This is a genomic window from Mesorhizobium mediterraneum, assembly GCF_002284565.1.
GTDB classification, from domain to species: domain Bacteria; phylum Pseudomonadota; class Alphaproteobacteria; order Rhizobiales; family Rhizobiaceae; genus Mesorhizobium; species Mesorhizobium mediterraneum.
Window position 1 is genome coordinate 765,527 of the sequence record NZ_NPKI01000015.1, and the last position, 11,553, is coordinate 777,079.

The following is an 11,553-nucleotide window of genomic DNA, read 5'->3' on the forward strand; positions in this document are numbered from 1 at the left end:
AAGCCCAACTGGGGGGCCAAACACTGCGACAACAGATAAACCAGACGAGAGTGACCGGCATGAAAAACTCTTCTTTCGCCACGATCAGCGATTTTGCCCCGACCCGCCGCCAGTTGCTTGGCCTCGGCCTGGTCCTGGCAGGTGCTGCGGCCATCAATGTCGTGCCCGGGGTCCAGTTGCTGGCGTCGGCGCAAGCGGCGGTGCCACCCACCGCGCAGAAGATCGCCGACCATTTTTCCTCGGTCAAATCGATGGCCGGCGAGTTCGTGCAGTTCGGACCCAAGGGCGAGCAGACCGGCGGCAAGTTCTTTCTGGAACGGCCGGGCAAGATCCGCTTCAACTATGACGGGACGTCGAATTTCAGGGTGATTTCCGACGGCAGGTCGGTGGTCATCCTCAACAAGCGGCTGAAAACGTCCGATCTCTACCCGTTGTCGAAGACGCCGCTCAAGCTGCTCCTCGACACCAAGATCGACCTCTCCGGCGGTCGCGTCAAAAGCGTCAAGGAAGAGAACGACGTCACCACCATCCAGCTTGCCGACAAATCCGTGTTCGGCAGCTCGAAGATCACCATGATGTTCGATCCGAAATCCTACGAATTGCGCCAGTGGACGATCACCGACGCGCAAGGCAAGGACACGACGGTGATGATCTTCAACGTCAGGGAAGGCGTAAGCTTTGCCCCCGACACTTTTGCCATCGACTATACGGCTAACCGGGAACTGAACACCAAGTCGCGGTAGGGTCCGCTGTTATTCAGGTGAGGCCGGCCTGCGAACGGCGGTTTCCTGCGCTTCCGGTGCTCACGTACTTTGAGTACGCTCCGCTCCGGTTCTCGGAATCCGCCATTCTCGACTCGGCCTGACCTGAATCTCAGCGAACCCTGGTGCCAGCCCGGGCAGCGCTTCGAGCGCGGCCCGGCTTGTTTTTGAAGCTCGCGGCTGGCAGGTTCTGGCCCGACTCTCTCATGGGCGCATGACTCGCCAAAGGTGTTTGCCTCTGGCGGCCATGTGCTGCCCCGGATCCTGTGCATGCCCTTTTCCATCGCCACTTGGAACATCAATTCCGTCCGCCTGCGCATGCCGATCGTCGAACGCCTGCTTAGGGAACAGGCGCCGGATGTGCTCTGCCTGCAGGAAACCAAAGTTCCGGACGAGCTGTTTCCCGAGAAGGCGTTCCGCAAGCTCGGCTACGAACACATCGCCCTCCACGGCCAGAAGGGCTATCACGGCGTGGCGACGGTGGCCCGGCGGCCGATCGAGATCGTCGAAAAGCGTCGGTTCTGCGAGATCGAGGATTGCCGGCATCTGTCGGTCACCGTGCGGGCCGGCGGCAAGGCGATCCTGCTGCACAATTTCTACGTTCCGGCCGGCGGCGACGAGCCCGATCCTGAGATCAACCGCAAGTTCAGGCACAAGCTGGATTTCGTCGCCGAAATGAACGCCATCCGCGCCGAGCATAACGAGGTCTCCGGCTCGATCCTGGTCGGCGACCTCAACATCGCGCCGCTCGAGCACGATGTCTGGTCGCACAAGCAGCTCTTGAAAGTGGTGAGCCATACGCCGGTCGAGACGGAAAATTTCGAGGCGATGCGGCTCGCCGGCGACTGGGTCGACCTGATGCGGCTCAACGTGCCTTATGAGCAGAAGCTCTACACCTGGTGGAGCTATCGCGCGCAGGACTGGGAAGCGTCGAATCGCGGCCGGCGGCTCGACCATGTCTGGTCGTCGCCCAATCTGGTGTCGAGCTTTGCCGGCTATGAGATCCTGCGGCTGGCGCGCGGCTGGGAACGGCCGTCGGACCATGTGCCGGTGATCGCGCGCTTCGATTTAGAGTAGTGCGGACTGCCGCCTGTAGCGCGTCCCCTCTGTCCCGCCGGCGTTTCAGAAGTTCCGTACTACCGTTGCTCACTCAACTGTCGAAGCGCGACGCCAGCTCTTCGATGCGGCGGATCATTGCCTGAAAATCCTCGGAAATGCGCTGGTGCAGATGGACCGCGATATCGGGATATTCCTCCAGGATGCGGCGGAACATCTTGCGGCTGAGCCGCAGCACTTCCGAATCGATCTCGGCGGATGCGCTGGTCAGCCGGTTGGTGTCGGCGATCAGCGCCAGTTCGCTGAGCGTCGTGCCGGGGCCGGCCGTGCCTATCGGGACGCGGTCGCCATTCTGCTCGCGATACAGCACGATGCGCCCGCTGACCACGATATAGGCGCAATCGGCCTCGTCGTCCTCGCGGTAAAGCTTGTGGTCGGCCCGCAGCCTTGTGGTTTCCGCGCCAAAGGCGAGCAGACGCAACTGTTCGTCCGTGAAGCCCTCGAAGAGCCTCACGGTGGACAGGATGCGGATGTCGTCATCCAACGCCATCTAGCTATGTCCCCGAACGGTCAGTCCAATCCCTCCCTTAGGGCGCCGAGCGTCCCTTTGGATGCGCAAAGGACGCTCTAAACGCTTGAAATCGACGCACCGTGCTTTCCAAAAAATCGATTCCGATTTTTGGGCCGATGCATCAGCGAGTCCGATCCAGAACCACCTCCAGTCTCAGGATCGTACCCGAAAGCGGCCCCGCCCCGACCGCTCATTGGATAATTAAATGTTTAAGGAACCAGCTTGTAGCCGCCGCTTTCTGTCACAAGAATTTCCGCATTGGAAGGATCGCGCTCGATCTTCTGGCGCAGCCGATAGACATGGGTTTCCAGCGTGTGCGTGGTGACGCCGGAATTGTAGCCCCACACTTCCTCGAGCAGCACGTCGCGCGTCACCACCTTCTGGTCGGCGCGGTAGAGATACTTGATGATCGAGGCCTCCTTTTCGGTCAGCCGCACCTTGGCGCCGCGCTGGTCGATCAAAAGCTTCTGGCTGGGCTTGAAAGTGTACGGGCCGACCGAAAAGGTGGCGTCTTCGCTCTGCTCATGCTGGCGAAGCTGCGCACGAATGCGGGCTAAGAGAACAGCGAAGCGGAACGGCTTGGTCACATAGTCGTTGGCGCCGGCTTCGAGGCCGAGAATCGTGTCGGAATCGGTGTCGTGTCCAGTCAGCATGATGATGGGCGACTTGTAGCCGCCCTTGCGCAGTATCTTCACTGCCTCCCGGCCATCCATGTCGGGCAGGCCGACATCCATGATGAGCAGATCGATGAGGCCGCCGCGGGCCGTGGCGACGCCTTTGGCGGCGGTTGATTCCTGCAGGACGTCGAATTCCTCATAGAGAGACAATTGCTCGACGAGCGTGCCGCGCAGGTCGTCATCGTCATCGACGATCAGAATGGTGCGTGAAGTCATGGATCAATCCGTTGTTTTGAAAAGAAAATTCAGTTGACCGCTGCCTGTTTATGCGGAAGCTGACCGGCACAACAGCCGATCACAGTGATTTGTTCCGTGGCACGATCATACAAGAAAAAACGCGCGTGCAATGAGGCGAGCGCATTTTTGCGAAAAGGGCTCCGTGTTCTCACGGTGCGCGCCAGGCCCGGCCACGCCAGCCAGGGGTTCCTGCAGGCTGGCAAACTGGTGTTTTCATGTGCGCTGGGACGCGGCGGCATATCGGCCGGCAAGCGCGAAGGCGACGGCGCCACGCCACTTGGTTCAATGCGGATACTGTCGGGATATTTCCGTAACGATCATTTTTCCGAGGGCCGCAAAACCCGGCTGGCGATGGCGCCGATCGGCCCAGATCTCGGCTGGTGCGAGGTGCCTGAGGACCGCAACTATAACCGCCCGGTCAGGATTCCTTATGGTGCCAGCCACGAGCGGATGCTGCGCGCCGACCGGCTCTACGACGCCTGCCTGGTGCTGGACTGGAACATTGCGCCGCGCCGCCGCGGGCGCGGCAGCGCGATCTTCTTTCACCTGGCGCGCCCCGGCTTCACGCCGACGCAAGGCTGCGTCGCGGTGACGGCACGCACGATGGCCCGGCTGTTGCCGCTGCTGTCGGACCGCACGGTGGTGAGAGTGGTGAGGTAGAGGTAGGGGAATAGGGCAGTAAGGGAGTAGGGGAATAGCGAAAGTAAGGGTGGCGCAGTCCGGCGCATATCTATTGGCGATTTCCTACTGCCCTACTGCCCTACTGCCCTACTGCTTCCGCGGCCTCTGCCAGCCGATGTCGAGAAGACCGAGCCGACCGAGTTCCCTGTCCATCACACGTGCGACATCCTTTCGTTCGGCGCCGATGTCGCGCAATTGGCGATCCGGAAGATCCTCGATGTTCTCCTGCGGAAGGTTGACCGCGATTTTTGCATGGCGGAACCAATCAAACACCGCGCGCACCCAGGCCGGGCGGATGGTTGCAGAGCTCAAGACAATGTGGGACATGGTGCAATCCGCTTCTCCGGACATCAAATCCGGTTTGCTGTTATTTCGATAATCGCATCATGCCGGATTGAAATTAAAACGAGAAACGAGTAGTTTTCTCAGCATCTTCAAGTTTTCTTTGAGGATTGGAAATGCTCGACCGACGTCTCCTCGTCCTACTGTGATGGCGCGCCTGCTGCCTGGAACCCGTGCACTGAGGACGCTGGAAGCGGCGGCCCGGCACCTCAATTTCACCCGCGCCGCAGACGAGCTCGGTCTGACGCCGGCCGCGGTCAGCCACCAGATCAAGGAAATCGAGGATCAGCTCGGCATCGTGCTGTTCACGCGCACCAGCCGCACCATCCGGCTGACCGAGGCGGGCGCGGTGCTGTTCGAGGCCGCTACCGACGCGCTCGACCTGCTTGGCCGGGCCGTCTCACGGGCGCACAAGGTGGCGCGTGGAACGGCGCTGCTGAAAGTCACTCTCGACGCACAGTTCGCGACAAAATGGCTGATGCGGCGCGTCGACGGGTTTCGCAAGCATCAGCCCGACATCGAGCTCCGCTTCGACATCAGCTATGAGGTGCGCGACTTCGATCTCGATGATGTCGATATCGGCATCCGCTTCGGCGCCGGGAAATATCCGGGACTTTGCGCCGACCGGCTGTTCGAAAACGTCATCATTCCTGTCTGCAGCCCGGCGTTGCTGCGGGCGGGGCCGCCGCTGAAGGAGCCGCGCGACCTGTTTCACCACACGCTTGCCCACATCGAGTGGGCGCGCCAGGGTGTGACATGGCCGAATTGGCGCATGTGGATGGCAGCGGCGGGCGTCGACGATTTCGACGACAGCCGAACGATGGTCTTCGGCACGTCCTCGGATGTCGTTCAGGCTGCGCTCGACGGCAATGCCGTCGCGCTCGCCGATTTCGCCATGGTGGCAAACGACCTTTCCGAGGGCAGGCTGGTGCGACCGTTCGAACTGGGCATCAAGGTTGCGCCCGAATTCGCCTATTTCCTGGTCTACCCAAAAAGCGCGGCGCACGACCCGCGCATCGTCGCTTTTCGCGAATGGCTTCTCGACGAAGTCGCGAAGACGCCAACCTGACGATCGGATCCTTAGAGCGGTTCAGCGATTAAGAGAATCGCTGAACCGCTCTAGCTGTTTGTTTTTTGCGCAATTCCGGACGGAAAACCGTTGCACACTTTTCCTGGAATTGCTCCAGCTCAAGCCGCCGCCGCGCCGAACCAGCCGATCACCGCGCCAATGATAAGCAGCACACCAAGCCAGTGGCCGCAGTCTATGATGGTCAGGTCCCAGCCGAAACCCTCGTAACGATGATTGACGGAAAGCGTCGTGGCGACGAATCCCAGCCAGAGAACGAAGCCGAAGACCAGCCCGGCAATGAGGCTCGGCTCGCCGCCGGTCATTGCTCCGATGACCAGGGACATGACGAACGCCATGACAAGTTCCGCGATGAAGCTGATGACGAAGGGCAACGCCGATTTGCTCATGGTCGCCGGATCAAGCTTGGCGGCCTTGAGCCAGGGCTTGCTCAAGCCCATGTACCAGGCCGCGCCGAACAACCACGCCACCACGGCGGCGATGATCACCGCCAGCCAGTTCACTGCTGAAAAATCCATGATTTCCCTCCCCCGGAAGCATGTCGCCCAAAAGCCTGCCCTCGGGCCTGACCCGAGGGTGCCCAGCGGTTCTGGGACAACGACATTCTCAAAATCGATGCATGATGGAGCGCCTGTTCGGCGGTGCCGTCAAGCAAACCGCCAGACGGTCGTGCGCTTGACCAGGGAATCTTCCAGCGCCCGGGTCACCGCCACTTCGTAGGCGGCGAGCGGCTCCAACCCGGTCTTCGGCAGATAAGAGCGGCCGGGATCGCCAACGAGGATGTCGGCGCCGCGCGACTTCAGTGCTGCGAACCACGGCATCAGCCTGTCGGCAAAGGATCTGTCGTAGAAGACGTCGCCGGCCAGAACCACATCCCAGTCCGCATCGGTTCCGATGCAGTCCGAGCCGAGGAATTTGATCCGGACATCATTGGCCTCGGCATTGAGGCGGATCGCGGTCGCGCAGAACGGGTCGATGTCGGCAGCGATCACCTCTGCCGCGCCGGCCTTCACTGCCGCAATGGCGACAAGGCCGGAACCGGAGGCGAAGTCGAGCACGCGCTTGCCGTGCACATCGGACGGATTGTCGAGGATATAGCGGGCAAGGCCTTGGCCGCCGGCCCAGGCGAAGGCCCAGAAGGGCGGCGGCAGGCCGATTTCGGCCAGTTCGTCCTCGGTCCGCTGCCACAGATCGTGCGCCTCGTCGGCCAGATGCAGCAGGATCTCCGGCACATGCGGCGGCGCCATCAGCGCCGTGTTGTCGAGGATGAAGTTTTTCGCACTGTTTGGCGTCAGTGCCGTCACGGAGCCGGCGTCAGGTCGCCCATGCGGCAGACCTCTTTCCATTCGGCCGGCGTCACCGGCTGCACGGAAAGCCGTCCGAGCCGGACCAGTGCCATCTCGGCAAGCTTGGGATTGGCCTTGACCTGTTCCAGCGTCACCGGCTTCGGCATATCCTTGACGGCACGGATATCAACGCATTCCCAACGCGGATCGTCGGTAGTGCTGTCCTGATGGGCCAGCCCGCAGACCTCGGCGATGCCGACCACGTCGAGCCCGTCATTGGAATGGTAGAAGAAGCCGAGATCGCCGATCTGCATCGCCTTCATGTTGTTGCGCGCCGCATAGTTGCGCACGCCGTCCCATTGCGTGCCGGCCTTGCCCTTCGCCTTCAGCGCTTCAAAGGAGAAGACCGAGGGTTCCGATTTGAACAGCCAGTAGTTCATCGTTTTTGCTCCTCCTGAAGGCTGGAAATCAGCTACAGCGCCGCGCGTCTCTCAGACGCGCAAAGGACGCTGCAGCACTTTGATTTGCGCATGATCCCCAGCGAAAATCGATTCCGATTTTCGGGGTCATGCGCTCGCCGGCTTGTTGAAGGTCCAGTTCCATTGCCTGATTTCGACGCTTTCGAACAGCCCGGCCTTGGCGTAGGGGTCTGCCGCCGACAGGGCCTCTGCCGCGGCCAGATCGGGCGCCTCGACCACGACGAGGCTGCCGTTCGGCTTGCCGTCGGCGTCGAGGAACGGACCGGCGAAGGCCAGCTTCTTCTCGCCGTTCAATCCTTCCAGGAAGGCAATATGCTCGGGCCGCGTATCGAGCCGCACCTGCAGGTTTTCAGGCTTGTCCTTGCAAATCAACGCAAACAGCATTTTTCGATCTCCGGATTGTTCGAGATTTATCGCATCGGCCCGAAAATCGGAATCGATTTTCGGAAAGCACGATGCGCAGGTTCAAAGTTGTTAGAGCGTACTTTGTGCGTCCAAGCGGACGCACGTCGCTCTAAACATCGGTTTCGGTCTTCAGCGGCCTTGTCATCAGCGCCGACACAGCCTGGCGAATGGTGATCGTGCCGTCCAGTATGGCGGCGACGGCGGTGATGATTGGCGCGTCGATCCGACGCTCGGCGGCGATGCGGGCGGCGATCGCTGCCGTCGGCACGCCTTCGGCCAAGGGCAGCCCGGCAAGCGGCTTGCCTTGCCCCAGTGCCAGCCCGTAGGCGAAATTGCGCGACTGGGCGGACGAGCAGGTCAGCAGCAGGTCGCCGAGGCCGGAAAGCCCCATCAGCGTTTCCGGCCTGGCGCCGAACGCAGCACCGATGCGACGCAATTCGACAAAGCCGCGCGTCACCATGGCGGCCTGGGCGCTGGCGCCGAGCCCGGCGCCGGTGACCGCGCCGGCGGCAATGGCGAAGACGTTCTTCAGCGCGCCACCGATCTCGACGCCGATGAGATCGTCGCTCGAATAGCAGCGCAGGTTCTGCGCGGAGAAGCGGGCGGCAAGATCGGCCGCCAGACCCTCGTTGCGGGCCGCGACCACCACGGCCGTCGGCAGGCCCCTGGCAACGTCGGTGGCGAAGCTCGGGCCGGACAGGGCGGCAACCGGGTTTTCAGGCAGAATCTCTTCGACTATCGCCGACAGCAGCGCGCCGGTGTCGCGCTCGATGCCTTTGGCGCAGAGGACCAGCGGGGTGTCTTTCGGCATATGGATCTTTGCGGTCGCCAGCATGGCGCGCAGCGACTGCGCCGGCGCCACCGCCAGCACGCAGTCTGCGCCGTCGAGCACGGCCTCGATGTCGCTCGTTGCCACGATGCCGGCCTGGAGCGCGATGCCAGGCAGATAGCGCGGATTTTCGCCACGGTCGATCGCGGCGACGGTCTCCGGGTCGCGCGCATAGAGGCGGACGAAATGACCGGCTCGCAGCATGGCCAGCGCCAGCGCCGTGCCCCAGGCGCCGCCGCCAAGCACCGCGACGCGCCAGCCGCTTGGCGCCCTGTCCTCGCCGCCGGTCATGCCTTGGCTCCACGCCGGCCCGAGCCGACCATCGGGGCGGAGATGCTGTCCAGCGGCCAGCGCGAGCGCGGCACGAAATCGGCGGTGTTTTCACCCGCGATGCCGGCGCGCAGCCGCTCGATGCCGGCCCAGGCGATCATCGCCGCATTGTCGGTGCAGAGTTTGAGCGGCGGCGCGACGAAAGCAAAGCCGGCTTTTTCGCACAAGGCTTCCAGCGTCGCCTTGATCGTCCGGTTGGCAGCGACACCGCCGGCGACAACGAGCGCAGGTTTCGCCTCGCCTGGAAACTCCTGACGGAATCGGTTCAGCGCTCTCGAAACACGATCATCCAGCGCATCCGCCACTGCCGCCTGGAATGAGGCGCAGATGTCGGCGACGTCCTGGTCGCTCAATGGGGCGATGGCCGTCGCTGCCTGGCGCACGGCGGTCTTCAACCCGGAAAAGGAGAAATCGGGCTGCGCCGAGCCCTTCATCGGCCGCGGGAAGGCGAAGCGCGTGGCGTCGCCGGTCGCCGCCACCTTCTCGACATTCGGTCCGCCGGGATAGGGCAGGCCAAGCATCTTGGCCGTCTTATCGAAGGCTTCGCCGAGCGCATCGTCGATGGTTGTCGCCCAGCGCTGATAGTCGCCGACGCCACGCACGGCGACGATCTGCGTGTGACCGCCGGACACCAGCAGCAACAGGTAGGGAAAATCGAGACCGTCTGTCAGCCGCGCGGTCAGCGCGTGGCCTTCGAGGTGGTTGATGGCGATCAGCGGCTTGTTTGCGGCCGCGGCAATGGCTTTCGCCGTCATCAGGCCGACGATCAGCCCGCCGACGAGGCCGGGGCCGGCGGTCGCGGCGATCGCGTCGATGTCGGCGAGATCGACGCCCGAATCGGCCAGCGCTGCCTCGATGATGCCGTCCAGCGCCTCGACATGGGCACGTGCGGCGATTTCCGGCACGACGCCGCCGAAGGCGGCATGCTCCTCGATCTGGCTGAGCACGATATCGGACAGGATTTTGGGTGCGCCGCCGCCATCCAGCGTCACCACGCTGGCGGCGGTCTCGTCGCAACTCGTCTCAATGCCCAGAACGCGGATCAATTCGTCGCTGTCCCTAGAAGATTGTACAACCGGGCTTTCCCCGGTAGGAGAAGGCCCGGCAAAGCCCTCGCCTGAAATGTTCTGGCCGGGTTATCACGGACCGCGCGCCATGCAAACAACCTTGAAAATCGGAACACGCGGCAGCCCGCTGGCGCTGGCGCAGGCGCATGAAACGCAGGCGCGGCTGATGGCCGCGCATGGCATGCCGGTTGAGGCGTTCGAGGTGGTCGTCATCTCGACCAGTGGCGACCGCATCCAGGACCGGCCGCTGTCGGAAGCCGGCGGCAAAGGGCTGTTCACCAAGGAGATCGAGGAAGCGCTGCTGGCGCGCCGTATCGACATCGCCGTGCATTCGTCGAAAGACATGCCGACGGTGTTGCCCGACGGGCTGGAGCTGTCCGCCTTCCTGCCGCGCGAGGATGCCCGCGACGCTTTCGTCGGCAAAGCGGCGAAGACAATCGCCGGACTGCCGCAGGGCGCGAAGGTCGGCTCGTCGTCGCTGCGGCGCCAGGCATTGATTCGGCGCATGCGGCCGGACCTCGACGTGGTGATGTTCCGCGGCAATGTGCAGACGCGGCTGCGCAAGCTCGACGAGGGCATGGCCGACGGCACCATCCTCGCCTATGCCGGGCTGAAGCGGCTTGCCCTGGAGCATGTCGTCACCGACCTGATGCCGCTCGACACCTTTCCGCCGGCGCCCGGGCAAGGCGCGATCTGCATCGAAAGCCGCATCGGCGACCGCGACGTGGAAAGGATGCTGACGGCGATCCATGATTTGCCGACCGGACAGGCGCTGGCCTGCGAGCGCGCCTTCCTGGCGGCGCTCGACGGGTCATGCCGAACGCCGATCGCCGGCCATGCGACGATATCAGACGGAACGGTCTTCTTCGCCGGGCTGATCATCTCGCCGGACGGCACGCAATCCCATGAGGTCAAGGCGGAAGGCCCGGCGCAAGATGCCGCCCGCATCGGCAACGAAGCTGCTAGGACCGTGCGGGCCAAGGCCGGCGAAAAATTCTTCGACGGCTGGGCCTGACATGGTTCGCGTGCTGGTGACGAGGCCGGAACCGGGCGCCTCGCGCACGGCGCAGCGGCTTGAGGACCAGGGATTCCAGCCGATCCTGCTGCCATTGACCGAAACGGTGGCTCTGCCCGTCGACGTGGAGGGGGTCGCAAACAATGCCGTGGCCGTTGCGGTCACCAGCGCCAATGCCGTGCGCCATGCGCCGAGGGAAATTGTCGCGGCGCTCGCCGCTTTGCCCTGCCATGCCGTCGGCAAAAGGACAGCGGAAGCGGCCCGCGCTGCGGGTTTCCTGTCCGTCAGCGAAGGCCCCGGCGATGCCGAGGCGCTGGCGGATGCGCTTGCCGGCGGCTTCACGGCAAAGACGATCATCTATCTGTGCGGACGCGTGCGGTTTCCGGCGTTCGAGGCGCGGCTGAAGGCCGCTTGTGTCGACGTCCGCGCCATCGAGACCTACGACACAGTCACCCTGGACCATTCGGACGCCGCAATCCTTGCATGCCTGTCCGGCCAGCCGGTTGAAGCGGTGCTTCTTTATTCGGCCAAGGCGGCGACAGCGATGCAGGCCCTGGCCGGCCGGCCGGCGCTGCGTGATCTTTTTGAAGAGACATGGTTTTTCGTCCTGTCCGGACGCATCGCCGCAGCCTTGGAGGCTGTCGCCTCAGAAAAGCTCCGTGTTGCGCCGGAGCCCAGCGAGGAGGCGTTGCTGGAGCTTTTGCGGACGTGGCGGTGACCCCGTGTCATC

General features: G+C 63.3%; 15 protein-coding genes. 6 read left to right on the forward strand and 9 right to left on the reverse strand.

What is annotated here, in order from left to right:
• Window positions 1–59: 59 nt before the first annotated feature.
• Window positions 60–743 carry an outer-membrane lipoprotein carrier protein LolA gene (locus tag CIT25_RS13200; RefSeq protein ID WP_095484923.1) on the forward strand — a complete coding sequence of 228 codons (684 nt, stop codon included), beginning with the start codon at window positions 60–62 and terminating at the stop codon, window positions 741–743.
• 288 nt (window positions 744–1,031) lie between these two features.
• Window positions 1,032–1,838 carry an exodeoxyribonuclease III gene (locus CIT25_RS13205; RefSeq protein WP_095484924.1) on the forward strand — a complete coding sequence of 269 codons (807 nt, stop codon included), beginning with the start codon at window positions 1,032–1,034 and terminating at the stop codon, window positions 1,836–1,838.
• A 73-nt stretch (window positions 1,839–1,911) separates the two neighbouring features.
• Here CIT25_RS13205 and CIT25_RS13210 read toward each other — a convergent pair whose 3' ends face one another.
• Both CIT25_RS13210 and CIT25_RS13215 read right to left on the reverse strand, forming a co-directional pair.
• The gene (locus CIT25_RS13210; protein WP_095484925.1) at window positions 1,912–2,367 is read right to left on the reverse strand and encodes a cyclic nucleotide-binding domain-containing protein; all 456 of its coding nucleotides are present in this window, start codon (window positions 2,365–2,367) and stop codon (window positions 1,912–1,914) included.
• A 230-nt stretch (window positions 2,368–2,597) separates the two neighbouring features.
• Entirely contained in the window at window positions 2,598–3,281 is a 684-nt protein-coding gene (locus tag CIT25_RS13215) for a response regulator transcription factor (protein ID WP_029349304.1), read from the reverse strand.
• A 147-nt stretch (window positions 3,282–3,428) separates the two neighbouring features.
• Here CIT25_RS13215 and CIT25_RS13220 point away from each other — a divergent pair, with 147 nt between their 5' ends.
• Window positions 3,429–3,962 carry a L,D-transpeptidase family protein gene (locus CIT25_RS13220; protein ID WP_245329832.1) on the forward strand — a complete coding sequence of 178 codons (534 nt, stop codon included), beginning with the start codon at window positions 3,429–3,431 and terminating at the stop codon, window positions 3,960–3,962.
• Between the two features lie 108 nt (window positions 3,963–4,070).
• On the opposite strand, the gene CIT25_RS13225 is transcribed toward CIT25_RS13220, so the two are convergent.
• Window positions 4,071–4,310: a hypothetical protein gene (locus CIT25_RS13225; RefSeq protein WP_095484927.1), complete on the reverse strand. Its 240-nt coding sequence runs from the start codon at window positions 4,308–4,310 to the stop codon at window positions 4,071–4,073.
• Window positions 4,311–4,473: 163 nt separating this feature from the next.
• Between CIT25_RS13225 and gcvA the strand changes: the two genes are divergently transcribed.
• The gene (gene gcvA / locus CIT25_RS13230) at window positions 4,474–5,394 is read left to right on the forward strand and encodes a transcriptional regulator GcvA (RefSeq protein ID WP_095484928.1); all 921 of its coding nucleotides are present in this window, start codon (window positions 4,474–4,476) and stop codon (window positions 5,392–5,394) included.
• Window positions 5,395–5,513: 119 nt separating this feature from the next.
• On the opposite strand, the gene CIT25_RS13235 is transcribed toward gcvA, so the two are convergent.
• From CIT25_RS13235 to tsaD, 6 genes are all read right to left on the reverse strand, one after another.
• Window positions 5,514–5,930: a DUF1761 domain-containing protein gene (locus CIT25_RS13235; protein WP_095484929.1), complete on the reverse strand. Its 417-nt coding sequence runs from the start codon at window positions 5,928–5,930 to the stop codon at window positions 5,514–5,516.
• Between the two features lie 129 nt (window positions 5,931–6,059).
• A complete protein-coding gene (locus CIT25_RS13240) occupies window positions 6,060–6,758 on the reverse strand; it encodes a class I SAM-dependent methyltransferase (RefSeq protein WP_206072937.1) in 699 nt (232 codons plus the stop codon).
• Complete coding sequence (locus CIT25_RS13245; RefSeq protein ID WP_095484931.1) at window positions 6,713–7,138, reverse strand: EVE domain-containing protein; 426 nt, start codon at window positions 7,136–7,138, stop codon at window positions 6,713–6,715. Before CIT25_RS13245 ends, CIT25_RS13240 begins: the two co-directional genes overlap by 46 nt.
• A 126-nt stretch (window positions 7,139–7,264) precedes the next feature.
• Entirely contained in the window at window positions 7,265–7,561 is a 297-nt protein-coding gene (locus CIT25_RS13250; protein WP_095484932.1) for a YciI-like protein, read from the reverse strand.
• 130 nt (window positions 7,562–7,691) lie between these two features.
• On the reverse strand, window positions 7,692–8,702 hold the full coding sequence (locus CIT25_RS13255) for an NAD(P)H-dependent glycerol-3-phosphate dehydrogenase (protein ID WP_095484933.1): 1,011 nt from the start codon (window positions 8,700–8,702) through the stop codon (window positions 7,692–7,694).
• Window positions 8,699–9,784, reverse strand: a complete 1,086-nt coding sequence (gene tsaD, locus CIT25_RS13260) for a tRNA (adenosine(37)-N6)-threonylcarbamoyltransferase complex transferase subunit TsaD (RefSeq protein WP_206072946.1) — start codon at window positions 9,782–9,784, stop codon at window positions 8,699–8,701. The genes CIT25_RS13255 and tsaD overlap by 4 nt, the downstream gene beginning before the upstream one ends.
• A 112-nt stretch (window positions 9,785–9,896) precedes the next feature.
• Here tsaD and hemC point away from each other — a divergent pair, with 112 nt between their 5' ends.
• Window positions 9,897–10,823, forward strand: coding sequence for a hydroxymethylbilane synthase (gene hemC / locus CIT25_RS13265; protein WP_095484935.1), 927 nt, complete (start codon window positions 9,897–9,899; stop codon window positions 10,821–10,823).
• A 1-nt stretch (window position 10,824) separates the two neighbouring features.
• Complete coding sequence (locus tag CIT25_RS13270) at window positions 10,825–11,541, forward strand: uroporphyrinogen-III synthase (RefSeq protein ID WP_095484936.1); 717 nt, start codon at window positions 10,825–10,827, stop codon at window positions 11,539–11,541.
• The last annotated feature ends 12 nt before the right edge of the window (window positions 11,542–11,553 follow it).